This window comes from Pseudomonas cremoris (genome assembly GCF_014230465.1).
In genome coordinates, this window is sequence record NZ_JAAXCY010000020.1 from 37477 (window position 1) to 61288 (window position 23812).

Sequence of the window (23812 nt, forward strand, 5' to 3'; positions counted from 1 at the left end):
GCATGACCTACAGGAAGTCCCCCTTGATGAAACGAACCGTGCTCGTCCTGGCCATGCTGGCCTTGGCCGCCTGCAATACACCGGCGCGCATCGTGCCGCCGGACAGCCAGACCATCGAAGACGGCAAGCGCGCCCTCGACCAGTTGGCCCAACTGCCGCCGGTGGTGGAGCGCATCCGAATCGGCGACCAGTTGCGTATCGTGCGCGATGCCGGCGAGATGCCGACGCTGTCGGCGTTCAACGTCAGCACCATCTACGAGCTGACGCTGTACACGGTGCAGAACGACGGCAAGATCAACTACCCGTTCCTAGGGCCGATCCAGGTCGCCGGGCGCCAGCCTTCAGAGCTGGCCAAGGAGCTGACTACCCGGCTCGCCAACACCTACCGCGAACCGAGCGTGACCGTGAACATCAACCAGGCGCCGGGCAATTCGGTAATCGTCGGCGGCGCGGTGAACAACCCGACGGCGGTGCAGATCGCCACGGCCAACACCCTGGAACAAGCCATCCTCGGCGCCGGTGGGGTGAACCCGGCGGGCGATGCCAGCATGGTTGCGCTGCTGCGCGAGGATGCCCAGGGCGCTTACCGCGCCTACTTCCTGGATTTCAGCCAACTGCTCAAAACCGGCCCCAACGGGCGCAAACCCGTACGCCTGCAACGCGGTGACGTGGTGTTCGTGCCCAAGTCCAACGTCGGCGAACGCATCCAGGGCGTGGACACCTACTTGAACCAACTGATCCCGTTCACCAAGTCCATTGGGGTTGGCTACAACTACACCCGAACCAGCGGCGGCAATAACTAAAGGAGCGACATCCCATGATCGAGATCCGTTCTTTTCGTGATCTTCTGCGCTTGTTCTTCATCTTCCGGCGTGAGTTCAAACTGGCGGCGATTGCGGCGCTGGTGATCATTCTGCTGGGGGCGTTCCTGCTGCCGGCCAAGTACGAATCCACTGCGCGCCTGCTGGTGAAACCGGGCCGTGATTCGACCTTGCCCATCGAGATCAGCAACCGCCAGGCGCTGGTGATGCCCAGCACCCAGCGTGACCCGATTGTCGATGAGGAACGCCTGCTCACCGGGCGCCCGATTGTGCGCACAGTGGCCGAGCACTACCTGGAACTCATCGAAAATGCACCACCGCCGCAAGGGTTCTGGAAGCTCACCAAGCACTACGTCAAGGAGGGTATTGGCGCGGTGTTCGGCGGCGTTCGCGTGGTGCTTGAATCCATCGGCATCGTGGAAAAAACCACGCCGGTCGAACGCCTGGCCGCCAGCCTGGAGAAAAGCTTTGAAGTGAGCCACGCCGCCGGCTCCACGGTAATGGACATCAGCTTCACCTGGGGCGACCCGGAGATTGCCCAGGCCGTGGTCAAGGACTGGGTCGAAACCTATATCAATGAACGCACCCAGGCCCTGGGGCGCAAGAGTTTGTATGCCTTCTATGAAGGCCAGGTGAGCACCAGTGCCACCGAGATCAAGGGCTACAAGGAACAGATCCTTACGCACCTCAATGAAATCGGCGCGGCGAGCATCACCGACCGCCTGGAAGATTTGTCCGAACGCATCAACGTGCTGCGTGGCGAGACCTTCAACACCACGCGGTTGATCGCCTCTTCCGACAGTGCCATCGCCAGCACCCGCGAGCAGCTCAAGACCCAGCCCAAGGAAGTGACCACGGTGCGCCAGATCGCACTGAACCCGCAGCAACAGGACTTGCGTCGCCTGCTTAACCAGAAGTTTTTGGAAAAGGCCGACATGATGCGCACCTACACGGACAACGCGCCGCCGGTCAAAGCCCTGGATGCGTCGATCCGTGCGATGCAGGCCCAGGTCGCCAGCGAAAGCAACACCGTGCAGGCCTCGGAAAACCGTGCGCCGAACACCCTGGAAATCCACTTGCAGCGAGTGCTGCTGGATGAGACCAGCAACAACCAGGCGCTGCGTACCCAGCTGGTACAGCAGCAAAAACAACTGGTGAACCTGGAAACCCAACGCAAGCAAGCCCTTGAGATCGAGCCGGAATTGACGCGCCTTTCCCGCGAGCTGGGCGCCGCCGAGCGCAACTACGCGCTGTATGTGGACAACCTGGAAAAATCGCGTATCGACCGCGAGCTGGATAACAGCCAGATCAGCAACATCGCGGTGATCGAAGAAGCCACCCTGAACCCAGGCCGCATCTTCCCGAAAACCCTGGTGATGCTGCTGTTGGCGATCCCGTTTGCCATCGTCGTCGGCCTGCTGGTGATCTACCTGTGCTACCTGATGGATCAGCGCATCCACGACGGCGGCCTGGTGGAGCGCAAGTTCGGCCTGCGCTTGTGGACCACCCTGCCGGAGTTGGACACCACCACCGCGCAGAGTACCAACGCGTTCAACGCAAGCATTTACCGGCTGTACAGCCTGCTCAAGCCCGACCGCATTGCCGAGCAGGGCCTGACCCTCGGGCTGACCTCGGCACGCCACGGCGAAGGCGTGACCTTTGTGGTGGAGCAGTTGCGCCAACTGCTGCTGGAGAACGGCGTGAATGTGCGGGTCGGTGGCCTGGCCCCGGCCGAGCCCGGCGAAGTGGTGCTGCTGGACGCGTCGGCCTTGCTGGCCAACCGTGAGGCATTTGTCACCCTGCGTCGTGCCGACCTGATCGCCCTGGTGGTGGAAGCGCACAAGAGCACCGTGCCGGTGGTGGAACATGCGCTGTCGATCCTCAACACCGCGTTCGGCAAGGTGGACGGCATCATCATCAACCGGCGCAAGCTGGAAGTGCCGAGCAAAGTCCTGGAAACCATCAATAAGTACCGGGGAGCGTTCTGATGCGTATCGCCCTGCTCGCCCCGCTGCCACCGGAAAAAAACGGCATTGCCGACTACGCGAACCATTTCCGTGAGGCACTGGAGCAGCTCGGCGTAACGGTGGTGACGCCGATGGCCGAAGTAGCGGGTAACAGCGAGGCGATCAAGCAGGCCATCGGTGGGTTTGACTGGCACTCCGTGGACCTGGTGCATGCCGAACTTGGCGGCGGGCGGCTGGGGGAATTCCTTGCCCTGCGTGAGCTGCGCAAGGCCTACCCGCAGTTGCCGCTAACGGCCACCGTGCATGATCCCGAGCGCATCGTGTGGCGCCGTGAACACCTGCCCTTTCCACTGAACCTGCTGGAGCGTCTGCCCAGCCCGTTGCCGCAGGCAGCGGTCGTGCTGGCCGACCCACTGACCCTGCGCGAAGAACGCCACGTCGCCAAAGGCCTGACCCGCTTGGTCACCCTCACCCGCCTGGGTGCCGATTGCCTGAGCCAACGCATGCAGTTGCCGCCTGGCAAAGTGGCGGTGATCAACCACGCCAACCTGGCGATTGCACCGGCACCGTTGCCGCCCCTCGACACCCTGCGCTTGCTGTACTTTGGGTTTATCTACCGAGGCAAAGGCATCGAGGATCTGGTGCAGGCCTTGGCCAATGCATTCGAAAAAGCCCCCGAACTGCGCGACCGCGTGCGGCTGACCCTGGCCGGCGGTACCGCTGCGGAAATGGCCTTTGGCGCGGGGGGTAACTACCTGGAGCAGCTCAACAGCCAAATCGCCGCACTGGGCCTGACCGATTCCATCGACTGGCGGCTGAACCTGCCGGCGGATGAAATCGCACAAACTATCCAGGCCCACCATGTGATGGTGCTGCCATACCGCGAATCGAAAAAACTCGGCCTGTTGGGACGCCAGCGCGGCACCAGTGGTGCGCTGTCTTGGGCTGCCGCTTGTGGGCGGGGCGCGATCACCTCCGATGCGCGCGCATTTGCCGAAGAAGTCGCCAGCGGCAACGGCGCCATTTACCCCGAAGGTGATGTGGCCGCCTTGAGCGAACAGATTTTGCGCCTGGCGCGCACGCCGCTGCTGGCCCGGGACTGGGCCGAGCGCGCCGGTGAAATCGGCCGCGAACGCCTGTGGCCGTTGACCGCGCTGAAGTTCAAGCAGCTCTTCGAACAGGCCATTGCAGGAGCCCCTTATGGCGCGTAAACCCACCTTTCTTGCGACCCTTGCGGTGGTTGCCGTACTGGGCGTTACCGCGTTCCTGTGGGGGCGCCCGGCCGACGCCGAGAACCATGTGCTCAAGGGCAGCAAGGTGGTGGTGTGGAAGGATTTCCTGGGGGTGAACGCGCAGTTCCTGTGGTTCAGCCCCCAGCGTTACCAGATGCAGATCGACCGCCTCAAGGCCCTTGGGCTGGAGTGGGTGCGCCTCGATTTGCACTGGGATCAACTGGAGCCGGTGGAGAACCAGTACCAGGTCGCCACCCTGGACCAACTGGTGGGCAACCTGCAGAGCAACCAGCTCAAGTCGGTGTTTTACCTGGTGGGCTCGGCGTCCTTCGCCACCACCGCGCCGCCGGGTGCGCCTTATCAGGACCAGTACCCGCCCAAGGACCCGAGCGTATTCGCCACCCGCATGGCGCTGCTGTCCCAGCGCTATCCCAGCGTCGATGCGTGGCAGGTATGGAACGAGCCAAACCTGCTGGGCTTCTGGCGCCCAGTGGCCGACCCCGCTGGTTTCGCCGCACTGTTGACCGCCACGGCGGGCGCCTTGCGCGGGGTGAATCCCACAAAACCGGTGGTCGCCGCCGGCATGGCCTTCTTCAGCGAAATGCCCAACGGCCAGACCATGTTCGACGCCCTCGGCGCCCTGGGCGTCGCGAGCCTGAACACGGTGATTTCCTATCACCCCTACACCCAACTGCCCGAGGGTAACGACCCGGCTAACCTGGACTTTATCGCCAAGACCACCACGCTCAACCAGGCCCTGCGCAACGGCGGCGTGCAAACGCTGTGGAGCACCGAGTGGGGCTGGTCCACTTACCCAGGCCCCAAGGACGCGCAGGACATCATCACCCAACAAGGCCAGGCCGATTACATCGTGCGGCGCCTGGCGCTGATGAGTGCGATGGATTTCGACCGGATCTTCCTGTTCACCTTGAGCGACCTGGACCAGCGCGCCAGCGTGCGTGACCAGTTCTACGGCTTGCTCGACATCGACGCCAACCCCAAGCCTGCGTACACCGCGCTGAAAAATTTCCTCGATGTCAGTGGCCCGCAACTCACCCCCGGCGACCCACCGCAGGCCGACCAATTGCCTGACGGCCTGTTCAGCATCGGCTGGAGCCGCGCCGACGGCAAAAAACTCTGGTTCTTCTGGTCGGCCGAGGGCGGCAACGCGCACTTGCCCGGGCTATCAAGTGCCACCTTGTACGACCCGTTGCGCAGCACGCAAACCCCTGTCAGTGGCAGCGATGGGCTGACCGTCGCGGTAAAACCGAACCTGCAAATTCTGGTATGGGAGTAGAGCCTGCCATGCGCATTTTATGGATCCTGCCCTACTCGCCCTGGCCTGCCACCAGCGGCGGCAAGACGCGCCAGTTCCACCTGCTGCGCAGCCTGGCTGCGCGCGGGCATCGCATCACCTTGCTGCTGCATGACAAACACCCGGTGTCGCCCACCGACCGCCAGGTGCTGGAAGCGTTTCTGGAGCAAGTGATCATCCTGCCGCGTCGCCCCTTGCGCAGCTATAAAACCCTGCTGGCCGGGTTGTTTGCGCCCTACCCATTGCTGGCGAGTGTGAATGGCCTGTCGGGAGCATTGCAGGACACCTTCAACCAGTTGCTGGACGAGCATTGGGACGTGGTGCAGATCGAGCACAGCTACACCTTCCAACCTTACGAGGACGTGCTGGCGCGCCAATCCCAGCCATTCGTGCTGACCGAACACAACGTCGAATCGGCCCTCGGCGCCGCGACCTATGACCGTTTGCCGGGCTGGGCGCTGCCGTTCATTCGCTACGATCAGTGGCGCTACTCGCGGTGGGAACGCCGGGTGATGCGTCAAGCCGCACACGTGGTGGCAGTGACCGACAGCGATGCGCAAGTGCTGGCAACCATCGCCGGCAAACCAGTATCGGTGGTGGTCAATGGCGTGGACTGTGATCACTTCGCTGCGGCCCAGCCCGACCCTTCGACACGCCGTGTGCTGTTCCTCGGCAACTACGAATACGCACCCAATGTGGACGCCATCGAGTGGGCACTGGACGAGATTCTGCCCAAGGTTTGGGCGCGCTGCCCGGACGCGCGCATGAGCGTGTGTGGCTTCGGCATGCCGGGCAGTTGGCGTGAGCGCTGGAAAGACCCACGTATCGAGTGGCAAGGTTTTGTGCCGAACCTGTTGGACCTGCAATCGAGCAGTTCGGTGTTCCTCGCGCCGTTGCGCCATGGCGGTGGCTCCAAGTTGAAAGTGCTTGAAGCCCTGGCCGCCGGCCTGCCGCTGGCGAGTACCGAGCAAGGTGTCTCAGGCTTGGATTTGGTGGAAGGCTTGGACTACTTGGGCGGCCAGACTGCCGCCAGCCTGGCGGACTCAGTGGTACGCCTGCTGCAATTTCCCGAGGCTGCCGCGCCTATGGGCGAAGCCGGCCGTGCCTACGTGCGCCGCGCCCATGACTGGAGCGTTGCCGCCAGCCAATTGGAACAGGTATATGCGACCCTGGCACCGTTGAATCAAAAGGAGCCCGCATGCGTATAGGCCTGGACTACCGCACCGTCGGCACCTCACCGCAATCGGGGATCAGTCGCCAGGTGTACGCGCTGGAAGCGGGCTTGCGGGCCTTACCCAACGTCGAGCTTGAACGCTTTACCGTGGCGCCCCTGGGCGACGAAACCCGCTTGCAGGCCCATTGCCCGGCGTGGGGTTGCGCCAAGACCGCGATGCACCAGCCACACCATCGCCTGCGCTACGAGGCCGGTTTTTTGCCACGCGCATTGCGCGAGCAGCACATCGACCTGTACATCAGCACCTTCAACATGGGCCTGCCGCTGGCGCCCAAGCCAAAGGGTTTGCGCACCGTGGTGCTGCTGCATGACCTGTTCCAGATCACCTTGAACAATTACCACGCCAACCGCATGAAGGCGCTGATCTACAAGACCAGCGATCGCCTGTCGATTGCCTGGGCCGTGCACAGCGCCGACCGCGTATGGACGCCGTCGCAGTACAGCGCCGACGAAACCGCGCGGTTGTTTCCCAAGGCAGCAGGCAAGATTCGCGTGCTGCCCAACCAGGTCGACGGGTTTTTCGAGCTGCCCGCGGAGATCAGCGCACGCCAGTTACCTGAGCGTTATTGGTTGCTGGTGGGCACCCGCGAGTTGCGCAAGAACGTGCCCTTCCTGGTGGACGCCTGGCAGCAGGCGCGCAGCCAATCCCCCGAAATACCCGAGTTGGTGCTGGTGGGTAGCCTGGAGCATTTGCCTGAAGCCCAGCGCACGTTGCCTGGGATTCGCGCGTTGAGTGGCGTGTCGGATGCCGAACTGCACGCGGTGTATCGCCAGGCGTCGCGCCTGTGGCAACCGTCCTATGCCGAAGGTTTTGGCTTGCCGGTGATCGAAGCCCTTAGCGTCGGTACGCCGGTGGCGGTGGCCAGCGGTACCTCACTGGACGAAATCACTCCGCCGTCAGCGCCACGCTTCTCGCCCACCGATGGTGCGGCGCTGGTGCAGTTGATGCTCAGCCTGGCCGCACGCCCGGATGCAGAATCACCCGAGCAACATAGGTTGTGGGCAGAGCGCTTCAACCAGCACGCCTACCGCCAACGCCTGGCCGAACTGATTGAGGAGCTGACGTGAGAGTGAATTTGGCAAGCGTCGTCGCGATCCTGTTCGGCCTGCTGTTTGGTGCGCTGGCCCTATTGCTGTCACCGGCCAAGGCGTTCCTTGCCGTGATCGGCCTGGCGGGGGCGGTGACTATTCTGCGCTTTCCGTTCTGGGGCCTGTTGCTGTTTGCCGTCATGGCGACATTCATGCCGTACTCAACGGTCAACCTGGGTATTCGTACCACGGTGAGCGAGGCGATCCTGGCCCTGACCTGGGGCGCCGTGGTGTGGCACCGGTTTTTGTCGCGTATGCCCGATGGGACGCCGTTCGCCCGGCGCCCCACCGACCAGATGCTGTTGTGGTTGATGCTGTTCAGCGTGTTCCCCTTCATCGTCGGCCAGGTGATCACCCACGCCGACAGCAGCGGCGTGGCGAACTGGCTGCGCTGGTTGCTGAACCTGTCGGGGGTGTTCCTCGCCGCCCAGTTGTTGGTGGACCGCAAGCACCGCGAATCCCTGGTGATTGCCCTGCTGCTCGGCACCCTCGCAATGCTGGTGCTGTCGATTGCAGTGTTCGTGTACACCCGCTCGGGCGCGGGCATCGCGCCGATCCTGGGGTTGTTCAACTACGCCAACTTCGAGACCTTGAAATTCGGCCTGGAGGCGATGTCCCCGCGCATGGGCTCGCCCTGGACCCACCCCAATGCCATCGGCGGGATCATGGCGCTGCTGTTGCCCTTGGCGTTCTGCTACGGCATGACCGAACAAGGCTGGAAACGCGCGCTGGGTTTGGGCGTGGCGTGCCTGGGGGCGGCGGCATTGCTGTTGGCCAGTAGCCGTGGTGCCATGGTCAGCCTGGCGTTGGTATTGTTGTGGATGGCCTCGCGGCGCGTGCCTTACACCGGCCGCCTGCTGATGATCGGCGCGGCGCTGACAGTGGCGCTGGTGATGGCGTACCCACCGTTGCAGGAGCGTCTGGCGACGATTTTCTCGTCGGACAACGCCAGTACCGAGGTGCGTTTCGACGAGTACCGCATGTTCCCCCAAGCGGTGGCGGCGTATCCGCTGGGCATCGGCTTCAAGGTCGACCCACCGGTGCCGGGCACCCATCTGTTGGGGATTTCCAACCTGTGGCTGAACTACATCTACAAGATCGGCATTGTCGGCATGCTGTTCTTCGTCGCGGTGACGGTGCGCTGGTGGCGTGAGGCGCGTCCGGAGAAAGGCCCGATCCGCCTGACCCAGGACAACGCGCTGTGGCTGGGTACCACAGCGGGGATTCTGTCGGCGCTGGTCAGTGGCCTGTTCGACCACTACTTCAGCTTTGCGGTGGTGATGGTGGCGCTGTTCTGGTTGATGGTGGGGATCAATGTGCTGGAGGCGCGGCGCTTGTTCCCGGCGCGGCTGCGCCAGGTCAAGCGCGTGGATGTGGCCGAGCCGCTGCCCGATGGCGTGCGCCACTGATGCTCGGCTCCGCCGTCTGGCTGACCCTGGCGACCCTGCTGGGCCTGTGCCTGGGCTTTGCGCGGGAATGGCTGCTGGTGGCGGCCTGGGGCGCGGGGGAGCGCAGTGATGCGTTCCTGATCGCGCTGTTCTTGCCCGAGGCGCTACGCATGTCCCTCGCTGGCGGCGTGCTGAGCGCTGCCGCATTACCGTTGTACCTGGCGCGCAAGGATGGCGAGCGGTTGGACTGGCTGGCGGTGTTGTTTCCCGCGCTAATGGTGATCGCCTTGGTCACCAGCCTGTTGTTGACGCTATTGGCGCCCTGGCTGGTGCAGTTGCTCGGCCCGGGGTTGGCCGCTTCCGCCACAGCGCTGGCGGCGAGCAACCTGCAGATCGTCGCGTGGTGCGTGCCGGGCTTGATGCTGCATGCGTTGTTCAGCATTCCGTTGCAGGCCAGTGAACGCTTTGTGCTGGCGGGGCTGGGCTCGCTGCTGTTCAACCTGCCGCCGGTGACCTACCTCGCCTTGGCCGGCACTGCGACCCAACCTCACGCGCTGGCCCTGGCCTGTCTGGCCGGCAGCCTGTTGATGCCGCTCGCGATGCTGCCGGCCGTATGGCGCCAGGGCTGGCGGCCGTGGCGTTGGCAGCTTTCATTTGCGCCCTTGCGTGAACTGGGCCAGCGCATCGGCCCGCTGTTGTTGAGCAACGGCGCCAGCCAAGGGTTGGCGTTGATCGAACGGCTGGTGGCGTCGCTACTGGGCGAAGGCGCGGTGACCTGGGTCAACCTGGCGCGCAAGCTGATGAACCTGCCGCTGATTGCCCTGATGAGCCTCAATCAAGTGCTGCTGGGCATGATGAGCCGCCGCCAGGGCGACGAGCGCCTGGCGCTGCTCAAGCGCGGCCTGGAAACCGCCAGCGTGCTGACGCTGCCCGCCGGTGTCGGCCTGGTGGCGGCAGCGCCGAGCCTGGTGGCGTTACTGCTGCCCAAGCAATCGGCGGACTCGCCGCTCCCGCTGCTGCTGGCCTGGTTTGCCGTGCCGCTGGTATTCGGCGCCTGGAACGCACTGCTCGCGCGCTATGCCTACGCCGCGGGCGACACGCGCCAGCCATTGCGCTGCGAACTGTTGGGTAGCCTGGTCAACGTGTTGCTGCTGGGCGCCCTGCCCTTTGTGTTCGGCCTCGCCGGCATCCCCTTGGCCGCGCTGGCCGGGGTGATCTGCACCGCACTGCTGCTGATGCACCGCCAGGCCCTGCTCGATGCGCTGCCCTGGGCGCGGCAATGGCTGCTCAGCGCCGTGCTGATGGGCTTGGCCGCGCTGGCGCTGTTTCGCATTGCAGGCGTGTGGCTGCAACTGGGGCTGAGCACCCTGGCCGGCGCCGTGGTGTTGCTGGGGATGGGGCTGTGGCTCAAGCCATGGCGCAAGGCATGAACATTCGATCGGGAGCACGCAGGTGAAAAATCGCTGGATTCAAATGGACATTGCCAAAGGCATCGGCATCCTGGTGATCGTGTATGCCCACAGCTGGTTCGTGGCCACGTCACGGGAGCTGATGTACCCGATCCTGGCCTCGTTCGTGTTGCCGTTGTTCTTCTTTCTGTCCGGCGTGCTGTTCAAGCCGGAGCAACCCTTCGGCGAGATGGCGATACGCAAGGCCGACGGCCTGCTCAAGCCGTTTTTCTTCACCATGCTGGTCTACGTGATCGTGCGCGACGTGCTACGCGGCCAACCATTGCTGCCGGACATCGGCGGCGTGCTGTACGCCTCGGTGGACACCATTCCGTGGCAGGCGCTGTGGTTCCTGCCGCACTTCTGGGTGGTGATCCTGTTCAGTTGGGCGGTACTGCGGCTGATCCAACGCCTGCCGCTGGCGGTAAATTGCGCGCTGATGGCGCTGATGCTGCTGATCGGCACCTGGATACTGCCGCTGTTCTGGCAGTTGCCGGTGACTTTCGGCGGGCAGACTTGGGTGCTGCCGGGCCTGCCGTTCAGCATCGATATCACCCTGATCAGCAGCGCCTGTTTCATCATGGGCTACCTGCTGCGGGACTGGTTGCGCCGGCATGAAGGTTCGCTGCTGACCTTGCTGGTTGCAGCGGCGCTGTTTGCAGCCGTGTTCCTCTGGCGAGGCGACACCATGGACCTGGCGCAACGACGCTACGATCACTGGGTGTGGACCAGCCTGCTGGCAGTGATTGGCGTGTACGTGTGCTGGGCGTTGGCGCGGGTAGTCATGGTATCGGGGCTGCTGACGCGAGCGATGACCTACGTGGGCCAGTCCACCTTGATCCTGTTGATCTTCCATGGCGAAATCCAGCACAAGACCTTTGATCTGATGGAGCGCGTGGGGCTGCATCCGTTTGTGGCGGCGTGCGTTGGGCTGGTCGTGGCGGTGGTAGTGCCGTTGTTGATCGGGGAAGTGATCAAGCGTGTGGCGTTCTTGCGGTTTTTCTACTTTCCGTTTCCGGTGCGCAAACAATCTGAAGCACGCCGCTGAACCCGATGTGGGAGCGGGCTTGTGTGGGAGCGGGCTTGCTCGCGAACGCGGTGGATCAGTCAGCACATCGTTTGCTGACACACCGCTTTCGCGAGCAAGCCCGCTCCCACATTTGGATGTGTGCCAGGCTCGTTTATGTATTTCAGTCGTCGAGTTGCTGAGCAGGCTGCTTGCCCGCCTTGACCGGTTTGGCAGGCTTTCCGCCCTTGGCCGGGGCGGCCGCTGCAGGCTCAGGCTCAGCCGGCGCGGCGAGGTCTTTTTCAGCCTGGGGCATCTGGTCAATGGCGCTGAAGAATTCCTTCAAGTCGAGGGTATCCGGCGGTACGGTCTTCTCGACTTTCTTCTCGCCATCCTTGCCCACCAGGATCACCTTGGTGCCGCTGCCAGCGCCGAGCTTGAGGGCGCGGATCAGTGCGTTGGTTTCTGGCGGGGTGAGCTTCTTGGCGTCTTTGGGGTCCTTGGCGAACTTCTCGCCTTCGGCACCGATGCTGCCAAACGACACGGTGTAGAACACCATGTTGCGCTCTTCGAAGGACTGCTTGGTGGCAGGGTCTTCCAGTTGCTTCTTCAGGGTGGCCAACGTGGGGTTGCCGGAGTCGAGTTCCACCACTACCAGCGGACGGGCTTTGCCCAGGTCCTGCTTGAGTGGGTTGATATCATCCGCGGCCAGCAACGGCCCCGTAAAAGCCATCAAGGTTGCCAGGGTCAGCGACCGGATGAGCATGCGCACCTCCTTTGAATTCCATGCAGGGTTCTTGAGTTTCATGTCTGCGACAGTCAAATTCAAGGATGATTCCTACAGCGGTTTAAGAAAGCGTAGGTCAGGACGCCCGCTACGCAAGGGGTTGGTCGGGGTCTGGGGTCATTGTTTCCACTGATTGCAGAAACATCATGAGACCTTCCAGTCCGGCCAATGCCGTGCAAACACGGGGGCTACGACGGGGTCGATATCCACCTGCGCCAGCGTCTGTGTAAAGCCCGGCGCCAGCCCGCTCAACGCCTCGCGCGCCTCATCCCAACGCGACACCGCCGCCGCCATCAGGCCCAGTGCATTCGGCGCGCCATTGGGTGCAAACAGCTGCTCGGCGAACTGGTCGGCAAACACCACCCAGGCCTGGTGCAGATAGCGTCGGGTGCCGGTGACCAATTGCGCCTGCACCGTCTCATTGACGTTGCCCAGCCAGCGTTGCGGGTAGTCGATGATGCCGATGGCCGAGTAGCAATTGGCTGCGATGTACACCATGCCGCGAATGATCTGTGCGCGGTTGCCGGCCAGCAGGTCCGAGGCGGGAAATTCCAGGCCGAGGTGAATGAGGATCGCCGCGCTTTCGGTCAGCACCTGGCCATCGGGGGTCAGCAGGGTGGGCACTTGTTTGAGGGGGTTGATGCGCGCCAATTCATCGCTGCCCTCGCCCTCGGCCCATGAAGCGGCATCTATCCGTCGCCACGGTACCGCGCAACGCTGCAGGGCGATTTCGATCATGCAGGAGCCAGAATCGTCGATGCCGTAGAGCGTATACATGGGCCCTTCCTCCTAGCGTTGCAGTTTGGCCTGTAGGCCGGCCTTCACCTGCGGCCATTCTGAATCGATGATGCTAAAGCGCACCGAGTTGCGCTTGCGACCGTCGGGCATGATGCGCTCGTGACGCACGATGCCTTCTTGCACGGCGCCGAGACGCAGGATCGCGGCGCGGGATTTTTCATTGAGTTCGTCAGTGGTGAATTGCACGCGCACGCAGTCGAGCACTTCGAAAGCGTAGGTCAGCAACAGCAGCTTGGCTTCGGTGTTGATCGCGCTTTTTTGCGTGGATTGCGCCAGCCAGGTGTGACCGATCTCCAGCTTGCGATTAACCCGGTCGACTTTCCAGAACCGCGTGCTGCCGACCACCTGGCCGGTGTCGCGACGCACGAGCGTAAACGGGATGACCGTGCCCGCATCCCGTCCGGCCAGGGCGGTGTCGATGTATTTATCGACGGTGTCCGGGCCCGGTACGTTGGTGACCTTGAGGTTCCACAGTTCGCCATCGGCCGCGGCGTCGAGCAAGGCGGCCCTGTGTTCACGTTGCAGGGGTAGCAGTTGAACCGTGGTGCCGGTCAGGGTGATCTCAGTCATGGGGGGCTGCGCCGTGGGGTGGTCGTCAGGCACAGAGAGTGCAGGCTCGCACCCAGACGAATCAAGCGTTTTAAAACAGCCCCATCTGCCCGCCCACCAGGGTGCTGAAATCGTCATCCACGAACGGCAGGATCGCGTCGGCCACCGGTTGCAATTGGCGGGTGACGTAGTGGTCGTAGTCGATGGGCGCTTGGCGCACTTCCAGCGGTTCCGGGCCGTTGACACTGATCACGTAGCTGATCCAGCCACCGCGCTGGTACTGGCGCGGGCGGCCCAGGCGATCGTTGTAGTCGTCGGCCAGGCGCGCGGCGCGCACGTGGGGCGGTACGTTGCGCTCGTAGTCGTCCAAACGGCGGCGCAGGCGCTTGCGGTAGATCAGCAATTCGTCGAACTCGCCACTCACCGTGCGGCGCACGTAGTCGCGGATATAGTCCTGGTGCGGTTGGCGATGGAAGATGCGCTGGTACAGCTCCTGTTGGAATCGGCGGGCCAGGGGCGACCAGTCGCTGCGCACGGTTTCCAGGCCTTTGTAGACCATTTCTTCCGTGCCATCGCTGCGCGTCACCAAGCCGGCGTAGCGTTTTTTGCTGCCCTCCTCTGCGCCGCGAATGGTCGGCATCAGGAAGCGGCTGAAGTGGGTTTCGTATTGCAGTTCCAGCGCACTTTGCAGGCCGAATTCGGTGTGCAGATGCTCGCGCCACCAGTCGTTGACGTGCTGCACCAACGCCTGGCCGATGCGGCTGGCGTCCTCCTGGGAATGCGCGCCGCCAAGCCAGACGAAGGTGGAGTCGGTGTCGCCGTAGATCACCTCATAGCCCTTGGCCTCAACCAGCGCGCGGGTCTGGCGCATGATCTGGTGGCCACGCATCGTGATCGATGACGCCAGCCGCGTATCGAAGAAGCGGCAACCGCTGGAGCCGAGCACACCGTAGAAGGCGTTCATGATGATCTTAAGGGCTTGGGAGAGCGGCGCGTTGTGCTCGCGCTTGGCCTCTTCGCGGCCTTCGGAAACCCGCGCGACAATCGACGGCAAGCAATGCCGGGTACGCGAAAACCGTGCGCCACGAAAGCCTTCCACCGACTCGCTGTCATCGGGGTGCTTGAGGCCTTCGATCAGGCCCACCGGGTCGATGAGGAAGCTGCGAATGATCGACGGGTAGAGGCTTTTGTAATCCAGCACCAGCACCGACTCGTAGAGGCCGGGGCGCGAGTCCATGACAAAACCGCCGGGGCTGGCCTGGGGCGGCTTGTCTCCCAGGTTCGGCGCGACGAAGCCCTGGCGGTGCATCAGCGGCATATACAGGTGAGTGAATGCTGCTACGGAACCGCCGTTGCGATCCGCCGGCAGCCCGGTGACGCTGGCCCGTTCCAGCAGGAACTTGAGCAGCTCGGTCTTGGCAAAAATCCGCGTGACCAGCTCGCAGTCCTTGAGGTTGTAGCGCGCCAGGGCGGGCTTGTCCTCGGCGAACATGCGGTTGATTTCGTCCATGCGCTGGTACGGCGTGGAGATGTCCTTGCCTTCGCCCAGCAGGGTTTGCGCGACGTTTTCCAGGCTGAAGGATTCGAAACTCCAGGTGGCCGAACGCAGGGCTTCGATACCGTCGATGATCAAGCGCCCTGCCGCGGCGGCGAAGTAGTGATTACGGCTGCCGTGTTCGCGCCAGGTCATGGCTTCGCCGCCACGACCCAGTATCAGTGGCACGTTGAGGCGCTGGGCATGTTCGTGGAGTACACGCAGGTCAAACTGCACGACGTTCCAGCCGATGATCGCGTCGGGGTCAAAGGTGGCAACCCACTGGTTGAGGCGTTCGAGCAGTTGGGCGCGGGTGTCGCAGTAGTCGAGCTTGAAGTCGACGGCGCAGGGTTTGTTCGGCGGGCCGAGCATGTACACCTGGCGCTCGCCGCAGCCTTCAAGGGCGATGGAATACAGGTCGCCCTGGGCGGTGGTCTCGATGTCGAGGGACACCAGTTTCAGCGGCGGGCGGTATTCGGGCGCGGGTTTCATCTGCGCCTCCACCAGTGTGCCGTCGGCGTCCGGGGTGCCGCCGAACCATACGGGGGCGGTGATAAAGCGCTCCATCATGTAGCGCTCCGGCGGGCGCACATCGCCTTCGTAGACATCCACGCCGGCAGCGCGCAGGCGTTTTTCCACGTCCATCAACTGGCGGTGCTGTCGGGTATAAAGACCCAGGACGGGACGGTGATGGAAATCGCAGAGCTGCAACGGGCGCAGTTCGATATCGCGCTCGCCCTTGAGCAACCAGTCCAATGGCTTGCGGTGGGCCTCGGGGATAAACACCACGGAGGTCTGCATGGGGAGGCGGATAAACCGGGGGCCGTGGTCGGTCGCCAGCCAGAAGCTGACCTCCGTGCCCGACGGGGTGTCGCGCCAATGCCGGGTCAGGACAAAACCCTGCTGTAAATCCACCGTACCGCACCTCAGGAATCGCTTTCAGGGCGTGATTCTACTCGGCATCCGTGCAAAAGCGGCACGCAGACTGCAATCTCATAAATTTGTTGCAAAACATTAATCGTAATCACTATCATTTGCGCCGGAGTCGTATCCGCGCAGCGAGGACGCGCAACGTTTGTTGCCCTATTCCTCACTTTGACGGTTCGCCGTCAGGATCGACCATGCCCACCCGTATTCCATTCGCTGTGCCGTTTCGCCCGACCCTGCTCGCCCTTTGCTGCTCCCTGAGCCTCGCCGCTCACGCCGCAACCCCAGTCACCCCGCAGGATGCGAACAACAGTCAGGACGGCAATACTCTGGAATTGGGCGCCACCAACATCAACGCCGATGCCCCCGCGCCGAGCGCCCTGCCCCCTGCGTACGCCGGCGGCCAGGTGGCACGCGGTGGCCAGTTGGGTGTGCTGGGCAACCAGGACATCATGGACGTGCCCTTCAGCATGTCCTCCTACACCGAGAAGTTGATCCGCGACCAACAGGCCGAAACGATCGGTGACGTGTTGCTCAACGATTCTTCCGTGCGCCAGGCTTCGGGCTATGCCAACCAGTCGCAAGCCTTCGTGATTCGCGGGCTTCCGCTGAATGGCGACGATATTTCGCTGAATGGTTTGTACGGCATCCTGCCGCGCCAGCTGATGTCTACCGACGCCCTGGAACGCGTTGAGGTGTTCAAGGGCCCCAACGCCTTTATCAACGGCGTGACCCCAGGCGGTTCAGGCATCGGCGGCGGCGTGAACCTGCAACCCAAGCGTGCCGATGACGTGCCATTGCGCCGTTTCAGCACCGATATCAGCAACGATGGCCGGATTGGCGAGCACCTGGATATCGGCCAGCGCTTTGGCGAAGACAACCGCTTTGGCGCGCGGGTGAATATTTCCCAGCGCGAAGGCGACACCGGCGTGGACGACGAGAGCCAGCGCTCCAAGCTGTTTTCGGTGGGCCTGGATTATCGCGGCGATGCGCTGCGGGTGTCGGGTGACTTTGTGTATCAGAAGCAGCAGGTCAACGGCGGGCGTAATTCGGTATTTCTGGGGTCTGGTTTGACCAGCATCCCCAAAGCCCCCTCGGCCGACACCAACTACGCCCCAAAATGGGCCACCACCAGCCTCGAAGACACCTTCGGCATGCTGCGTGGCGAGTACGACCTCAATGACAACTGGACTGCGTATGTTGCAGGCGGCGCCAAGCACACCAACGAGATCGGCCGGTACTCGTCGACCACTGTGAATGACAACGCAGGCAATGCCACCGTGACCGGCTCGCGTATCGCCCACCAAGAAGACAACACCAGCCTGATGGCCGGCCTCAACGGCAAGTTCCAGACCGGCGCGGTCAGCCACAAGCTGAACTTCGGCTTGACCGGCATCTGGACCCATGCGCGCAACGCCTATGACTTCGACTTCACCGGGCACGCGAGCAACATCTACAACCCGGTGGATGTCGCTGAACCGGTCAAAGGCAGTTCCACCGGCGGCGACATGAATGACCCGGGCATCACCGCCAAGACCTTCGCCCGCAGCGCAGCCGTGTCGGACACCTTCGGCTTCATGGACGACCGCTTGCTGTTCACCGCCGGCCTGCGTCGCCAGGAACTGGTGGTGCAGGGTTACGCCTATGGCACCGGCGAACGTAACGCCAACTACGACAAGTCGATCACCACGCCGGTATACGGCCTGGTGTTCAAGCCGTGGGACCACGTGTCGTTCTACGCCAACCGCATCGAGGGCCTGGCTTCAGGGCCGACGGCGCCAGAGACAGCAGCCAATGGCAGCCAATTGACCAACCACGGCCAGACCTACGCCCCTGCCCGCTCGAAACAGACCGAGGCCGGCGTCAAGGTCGATATGGGCAGCTACGGCGCAACGCTTGGGGTGTATCGCATTGAGCAACCGACCCAGGGTTATTCACAGTTGAATGCGGACAACAGCACGACGTATGTATTCCAGGGTAACCAGGTCAACAAGGGCGTAGAGCTCAACGTCTTCGGTGAACCGTTGCCAGGCCTGCGCCTACTGGGTGGCGCGACGGTTATTCATACTGAAGTCAGCGGCACCGCCGGCGGCGCCAACGACGGCAACCGCGCCATTGGCGTGCCGACATTCCAGCTTAACGCCGGGGTGGATTGGGATGTGCCAGGCCTGCAAGGTGTCAGCGTCAACGGGCGCATGCTGCGCACCGGCGGCCAGTACGCGGACGCGGCCAACAACCTGAGCCTGCCGACCTGGAACCGCTTCGATGTGGGTGCACGCTACACCTTCAAAGTGGAACAACGTGACGTCACCCTGGGCGCTGCCGTGGAGAACGTCGCCAACACCAAGTACTGGGAATCGGCGCTGGGTGGCTATTTGACCCAGGGCGATCCACGTGTGGCCAAGCTGTCGGCGACGGTGGACTTTTGATCAACGGCGGGTGGCGGCGATGGCTGCCACCCGCTGCGGGTTACCAGTCGTAGGACACTTGCAAGGACGCCGTGCGTTCCTGCCCGTAGTAGCAACCGAAAGCGTAGTTGCACGCCGACACGTACTCGCGATCAAACAGGTTCTGCACGTTCAGGCTGGCTTCGGCGCCCTTGAGCGTGGGGCTGACACGCCCCAGGTCATAGCTGACCGTGGCGTCATACACCACGAACGATGGCGTCTTGAAGGTGTTGGCCGAGTTGCCGTACTTCTTGCCGGTGTAGCGCGCACCGCCGCCAACCGTCAGGCCGGCCAGGGCGTCACTGGCAAAGTGGTAGTCGACCCAGCTGCTTGCGGTCCAGGGAGCCTGTGATTCATTGCGGTTACCCTCATCGCCATAAGTGCTCTTGGTGTAGAACGAGTCCATATAGGCCACCGCGCCGATCACCTCGAACTGACCGATCCGCGTCTTGCCCTCGAACTCGACGCCGCGCGAGCGCACCTCGCCTTCCTGCAATTGATATTCCGGGTATTCGATGTCGCCGGTCAGCACGTTCTTTTGCTTGATCTGGTACACCGACAAGGTCAGCAACGAACGGTCATTGGGCTGGTATTTCACCCCGGCTTCGTACTGCTCGCCTTCCACCGGTTTGAATGCCGAAGCGCCACGCTGTGGGGCCTGGCTGCCAATGCTCGGGAAGAACGATTCGGCGTAGCTGACGTAGGGGGCCAGGCCAAAATCGGTGAGGTACGTCAGGCCAATGCGCCGGGTGAGCTTCTTGTCTTTCTGGCTGACCGTGCTGTGGGCCAACAGGTCGCGGTTTTCCACTTCGGCCCAGTCCTCACGCAGGCCGACGGTGAGGATGAAGCGGTCCAGCTTGATCTGGTCCTGGGCGTACAAGCCGGTCTGCTTGATGGTGTTGTCCCACTTGGTGGTCAGGGTGGGCTGGCCGAGGGTGTGGTAGTTGGTGGGGTTGTACAGGTCGATTATCTCCGAGCCATACAGGTTGTAGCCCTGGTACTTGCGGGTGAACTGGCGGTAATCGACGCCGGTCAGCAACGTGTGGTCCAGGGCGCCGGTGGCGAACTTGAACTGCAGGTTGTTATCGATGGTGTACGCCGAGTTGTGCTGGTTCCAGTCGAGTTTGGTGCGGGTGGCGCGGGTGTCGTCGGTGCTGCCGTCTGCGCGGGTGACGAAACTGTTCAGGTAAAAGCCTTTGTAGCGATCGTTGACGTCGGTGTAGCGCGCGGTCTGGCGGTATTCGAGGTTGTCGTTGAACGCATGCGAAAAGTCATAGCCCAGTACGTATTGATCACGGATGTAGTTATTCCAATCCGAGTCGCCGAGGAAGATATCGCGGTCGATGTGCTTGCCCTGAGAGTTGCGGTACAGCGTGCCAATGGCGGGCAGCGCCTGGTAGTCGGCCAGGGACTTGTCGCGTTGCAATTGGGCGTAGACGGTCAACGTGGTGTCATCATTCGGTGCCCAGGTCAGGCTGGGGGCAAGCAACGTGCGGCTGTCGGTGGCGTGGTCGACCATTTCGTTGCCGTTGCGCGCCAGGGCGATCAGGCGATAGCTGAGGGTTTTGGCCTCGTCGATCGGACCGCTGAAATCCAGTGCGCCGTTAACCCGGTCATAGCTGCCAATGCCGAATTTGACTTGGTGCCGGGCTTCGGTGGCCGGGCGCTTGGAGACCATATTGATCATGCCGCCCGGCTGGTTTTGCCCATACAGCACAGAAGCGGGGCCCTTGAGCACTTCGATGCGCTCCAGGGTGTAGGGGTCGATCTGCGGCGCGCCACCGAGGCTGCCGGCGTATGGCAGGTAGGCGCCATCGAGGTACAACAGGGTTGGGGCAAAACCGCGGCTGGCGACTTCATCGGCGATGGTATTGCGGTCGGTATAGCCGTTGGTGTCGACGCCGGGCGTGTAACGCAACGCTTGGGTGAGGTTGCGTGCGCCTTGCACGGCGATCTGGTCGGCGGTGACCACGTTGACGGTCTGCGCAATTTCCAGGATCGGTGTGTCGGTCTTGGTGGCCGTGCCGCTGCGTGTGGCGACATAACCGTCCACCGGGCCCCAGGCGTTTTCGCTGAGTTGCCCGGTGATGTTGGTGGGGCTCAGGTTCAGTGTGCTGCCTTCGGGCAGCGGGTACAGGCTCCAGGTGCCGTTCTCGGTGACGATCAACCCCAACCCACTGCCCACCAGCGCCTGTTGCACGGCCTGCTCGGGTGTCAGTTGGCCGTGTACGGCAGCCGCGCGGCGCCCTTGCAGCAAGGCTGGCGTAACCGACAACGTGCGCCCGCTTTCGCGGGACAGGCGGCTCAAGGTCTCGCCGAGGGAAGCCGCCGGCAGGTCGAAGTATTGGGTGGTGTCCCGGGCCGCTGCGGGTTGGCCGATAACGGCCAAGGTCATGGCCAGCGTCAGCAGGCAAGGACGGATCATCAAGGGTGCCATAAGGGGTGGATACTCGTTGTCAGGTGGGCGTTCTCTAACCCTGACTCGCGAGACGAGCGATCCCCTCACCGTGGTTGAAAATAATTGCCTAGCGCACGTCGATCAGCGTCAACAGAGGCCCGTAGTGCTGAATACGCAGCGGGAATGTTTGTGCCAGCGATTGCAGGGTGCGCTCGGCATCGTCGAGCGGGTACACGCCATAAACGTGCAACGCCGCCGCCTGCGGGCTGACGCGTAGCACACCACGGCGATAGGGGCGCAGTGCGTCAATCAGCAGGCCAAGGGGTTCGTCGCGGATATCGATGCGACCGTCGCGCCAGTCCACCCGCCCGGTCACCGAGAGTGGCACCGGGCGCACCGCGCTTTCGCTGAACCACGCCGCCTGCCCCGCCTCCACACGCCGTTGGCTGCCGCCCAGTGTGGTGACTTGCACGCTGTGCAACTGCACCGAAGTGAGGCTGCCGACCGATTCCTGGCTGACCATAAATTGCGTGCCCAGTGCCTGCACCTCGCCTTGGGCAGTGGAGATTACAAAGGGCCGGCGCGTGTCGGTCGCTACGTCGACAAACACCTGGCCTTCACGCAGGTGCACGACGCGGCGTTGGTCGTTGAAGCGGATATCCACCGAGCTGCGGGCGTTGAGGCTCACGCGAGTGCCATCGGACAGTTCGAAGGTCTGACGCTCGCCGGTAGCGGTATGCCGGTCGGCCCACACGCCGCCAAGTGGCTGGACGCGGTCAAACACGGCGGCACCGCTGACGCCGAAGAGCATCAAGGCCAACCCACCGCGCAGCACGTTGCGGCGCGAGACGAGATCCGGCGTCATCAACGCGTTGGAGGCTGCGCGTAGCTGGCCAGGGCTATGGGCTTCGACGCGGTGCAGGTCGGCAATCGGTTGTTGCAACAGGCTGCCCACGCGCTGCCAGGCCTCGGCGTGCTGGGGGCTGGCGCGCAACCAGGCGTCGAAGGCTTGATGCAGGCTCGAGTCTTCGCCGGCGGCTTCCAGGCGCAGCAGCCAATCGACGGCGTCGCGGGTGGTGGCGTCAACCTTGGGTTGCGTCATGCCAGGTCCGCCGATTCGGCCAGGCAATGCAGGAACGCCCGGCGCAGGTCACGCTCGACGGTGGCGAGGGAGACGTTCAATTGCTGGGCGATCATCGGTTGGGACAGCCCTTCGAGGCGACTGAGAATAAAGATCTGGCGCACGCGTGCGGGCAAGCCATCGAGCAGGCGGTCGATGCTTTCCAGGGCTTCGCGGACCAGCGCCAGGTCTTCTTCCGATGGGCTGTAGCGCTCCGGCAGCAACGCCAGGCTGTCGAGATAACGTTGCTCCAGGCGCTTGCGTCGCCAGAAGCTGAACAGCAAGCGCCGCGCCACCGTACTGAGAAACGCCCGGGGCTCTTCAAGCTGGGTGAGCTGGCGCGCATCGAGCACGCGAATGAAGGTGTCCTGGGTCAGGTCTGCCGCATCTTGGGGGCACTTCAACTGACGGTACAGCCACGCGCGCAGCCACCGGTGGTTGTCGTCGTAGAGCGCGGCCAGCAAGGCTTTGGGATCAGTAGGTGTGGACACGCAGAGGCCAGACGTTAATGATAATTCATCTCATTATCTACGTGAGCCGTGGCGCTTTGCAATCGCTAAAACACCTGCGTCGTTTGTGCAGTTGTGGTTCTGCGGCCCTCCACTAGACTCAGGGCTCCTCTTACATGGAAGTCCTTTCAATGAAGCTATCCCGCTCCCTGCGCCAGGCCGTTGCCCTGGCCACCTTGCTGTCTGCCGGCACCCTCGCCGCCCACGCGGCGGATATCCCGTTGTCCAAATCCCTGGAAGCCGATGAAGTCACCACCAAAGTGCTGGCGGTGGATGCGGCCAAGCATCAAGTGGTTCTCGCGGGCGCCGAAGGACGTGAGGTGCATGTGCAACTCACCGATGCCGCGAAAGACCTGGGCAACCTCAAGGTCGGTGACCAGGTCAAGGTGCTGACCACCCATTCGGTCGCGGCCGTGCTGGACACCAACGTGGACAAGAGCGCCCCGGACGCCAGTGAAAAAACCGGCGTGGTGCGCGCCACTGCCGACAACCCCAACCCCGGCGGCGCGGCTTTCCGCCAGGTTCAGGTGCAGTTGAAGATCACCCATATTGATCTGAAGAAAAACCAGGTCACTCTGGAGAACCCTGCCGGAGCAACAAAAGTGTTGAACGTTGAGAAACCGGAAATTCGTGCCGGCCTCAAAGACCTCAAGGTCGGCCAGAGTGTGCTGGTAACCTTTACCGACACCCTGGAAATAACCACGGCGCATGAAGGCTGAGCACAATGAAGACGGGCATCAGCGATGATGCCCGTATCGGTCAGCCCCCGCTCAGGTAGGTTTCGATGTTGCCCATTTGCTCGTCCCAGCCACGGGAATTCATCTTGAAGGCTTTCTGCCGCCGCGCCTCGGGCACTGCGTCAAAACCGGACTCGACTACCCGCAGCAGAATGCCGGGGGCACGGTCCTCGATGGTGAACTCGACCAGGGTGGGGGTTTCCTGGTCGTAGTCGACACCCTTCTCCACCGCAAACGGATGCCACCAGAACGAGAACAGTGTTTGCGGCAGGATGCGTTCGATCCTGGCCTTCCAGATCACATGTTCGTAACCCGGATAAGTGATCGGCGCTTCGAGGGTTTCCCCTGCCTTGAAGGTTTTGCCCTTAAGGGCGATGCCGAACCAGTTGCCGAATTGCTCGGCGTCAGTCAGTGCTTCCCAGACTTGTTTACGTGAAGCGTTGAGCAGGACTTTTCGTTCTATGCGATCCAATACGTGCATAAGTCACCTCCTCCATTGACAGTAG

19 protein-coding genes are annotated in these 23812 nt (G+C 62.9%); 11 read left to right on the plus strand and 8 right to left on the minus strand.

What is annotated here, in order from left to right:
- Positions 1-26 precede the first annotated feature (26 nt).
- From HF257_RS32190 to HF257_RS32230, 9 genes are read left to right on the plus strand one after another with little or no spacing between them, the layout of a single operon-like run.
- Positions 27-803, plus strand: coding sequence for a polysaccharide biosynthesis/export family protein (locus tag HF257_RS32190; RefSeq protein ID WP_185710836.1), 777 nt, complete (start codon positions 27-29; stop codon positions 801-803).
- Between the two features lie 14 nt (positions 804-817).
- Positions 818-2809 carry a GumC family protein gene (locus HF257_RS32195; RefSeq protein ID WP_185710835.1) on the plus strand — a complete coding sequence of 664 codons (1992 nt, stop codon included), beginning with the start codon at positions 818-820 and terminating at the stop codon, positions 2807-2809.
- Positions 2809-3999: a glycosyltransferase gene (locus HF257_RS32200; RefSeq protein WP_185710834.1), complete on the plus strand. Its 1191-nt coding sequence runs from the start codon at positions 2809-2811 to the stop codon at positions 3997-3999. Before HF257_RS32195 ends, HF257_RS32200 begins: the two co-directional genes overlap by 1 nt.
- Positions 3989-5317: a cellulase family glycosylhydrolase gene (locus HF257_RS32205; protein WP_185710833.1), complete on the plus strand. Its 1329-nt coding sequence runs from the start codon at positions 3989-3991 to the stop codon at positions 5315-5317. The genes HF257_RS32200 and HF257_RS32205 overlap by 11 nt, the downstream gene beginning before the upstream one ends.
- Positions 5318-5325: 8 nt before the next feature.
- Complete coding sequence (locus HF257_RS32210) at positions 5326-6543, plus strand: glycosyltransferase family 4 protein (RefSeq protein ID WP_185710832.1); 1218 nt, start codon at positions 5326-5328, stop codon at positions 6541-6543.
- A complete protein-coding gene (locus HF257_RS32215) occupies positions 6534-7637 on the plus strand; it encodes a glycosyltransferase family 4 protein (protein WP_185710831.1) in 1104 nt (367 codons plus the stop codon). Before HF257_RS32210 ends, HF257_RS32215 begins: the two co-directional genes overlap by 10 nt.
- A 2-nt stretch (positions 7638-7639) precedes the next feature.
- Complete coding sequence (locus tag HF257_RS32220) at positions 7640-9067, plus strand: O-antigen ligase family protein (RefSeq protein ID WP_185710870.1); 1428 nt, start codon at positions 7640-7642, stop codon at positions 9065-9067.
- Positions 9067-10476 (plus strand): murein biosynthesis integral membrane protein MurJ, encoded by a 1410-nt coding sequence (murJ, locus tag HF257_RS32225; protein WP_185710830.1) that lies wholly within the window; start codon positions 9067-9069, stop codon positions 10474-10476. The genes HF257_RS32220 and murJ overlap by 1 nt, the downstream gene beginning before the upstream one ends.
- A gap of 22 nt (positions 10477-10498) precedes the next feature.
- A complete protein-coding gene (locus tag HF257_RS32230; RefSeq protein ID WP_408635765.1) occupies positions 10499-11542 on the plus strand; it encodes an acyltransferase family protein in 1044 nt (347 codons plus the stop codon).
- 142 nt (positions 11543-11684) lie between these two features.
- Here HF257_RS32230 and HF257_RS32235 read toward each other — a convergent pair whose 3' ends face one another.
- From HF257_RS32235 to HF257_RS32250, 4 genes are all read right to left on the minus strand, one after another.
- A complete protein-coding gene (locus HF257_RS32235) occupies positions 11685-12266 on the minus strand; it encodes a DUF4174 domain-containing protein (protein ID WP_185710829.1) in 582 nt (193 codons plus the stop codon).
- A 165-nt stretch (positions 12267-12431) separates the two neighbouring features.
- Entirely contained in the window at positions 12432-13064 is a 633-nt protein-coding gene (locus HF257_RS32240) for a glutathione S-transferase N-terminal domain-containing protein (protein WP_185710828.1), read from the minus strand.
- Positions 13065-13076: 12 nt separating this feature from the next.
- Entirely contained in the window at positions 13077-13655 is a 579-nt protein-coding gene (locus tag HF257_RS32245; protein ID WP_185710827.1) for a GNAT family N-acetyltransferase, read from the minus strand.
- Between the two features lie 70 nt (positions 13656-13725).
- Positions 13726-16083 carry a DNA polymerase II gene (locus HF257_RS32250; protein ID WP_185710826.1) on the minus strand — a complete coding sequence of 786 codons (2358 nt, stop codon included), beginning with the start codon at positions 16081-16083 and terminating at the stop codon, positions 13726-13728.
- Positions 16084-16289: 206 nt separating this feature from the next.
- Between HF257_RS32250 and HF257_RS32255 the strand changes: the two genes are divergently transcribed.
- A complete protein-coding gene (locus HF257_RS32255; protein ID WP_185710825.1) occupies positions 16290-18524 on the plus strand; it encodes a TonB-dependent receptor in 2235 nt (744 codons plus the stop codon).
- A gap of 40 nt (positions 18525-18564) precedes the next feature.
- On the opposite strand, the gene HF257_RS32260 is transcribed toward HF257_RS32255, so the two are convergent.
- The 3 genes from HF257_RS32260 to HF257_RS32270 all read right to left on the minus strand — a co-directional run bounded on the left by HF257_RS32260 (position 18565) and on the right by HF257_RS32270 (position 22551).
- Positions 18565-20967, minus strand: coding sequence for a TonB-dependent siderophore receptor (locus HF257_RS32260; protein WP_233081685.1), 2403 nt, complete (start codon positions 20965-20967; stop codon positions 18565-18567).
- Between the two features lie 100 nt (positions 20968-21067).
- Positions 21068-22042, minus strand: coding sequence for a FecR family protein (locus HF257_RS32265; RefSeq protein ID WP_185710823.1), 975 nt, complete (start codon positions 22040-22042; stop codon positions 21068-21070).
- On the minus strand, positions 22039-22551 hold the full coding sequence (locus tag HF257_RS32270; RefSeq protein WP_185710822.1) for a sigma-70 family RNA polymerase sigma factor: 513 nt from the start codon (positions 22549-22551) through the stop codon (positions 22039-22041). The genes HF257_RS32265 and HF257_RS32270 overlap by 4 nt, the downstream gene beginning before the upstream one ends.
- Before the next feature lie 149 nt (positions 22552-22700).
- Here HF257_RS32270 and HF257_RS32275 point away from each other — a divergent pair, with 149 nt between their 5' ends.
- On the plus strand, positions 22701-23288 hold the full coding sequence (locus HF257_RS32275) for a hypothetical protein (RefSeq protein WP_185710821.1): 588 nt from the start codon (positions 22701-22703) through the stop codon (positions 23286-23288).
- A 40-nt stretch (positions 23289-23328) separates the two neighbouring features.
- Here the strand turns inward: HF257_RS32275 and HF257_RS32280 are convergent, their stop codons facing one another.
- Positions 23329-23787, minus strand: coding sequence for an SRPBCC family protein (locus tag HF257_RS32280; protein ID WP_185710820.1), 459 nt, complete (start codon positions 23785-23787; stop codon positions 23329-23331).
- Positions 23788-23812 lie beyond the last annotated feature (25 nt).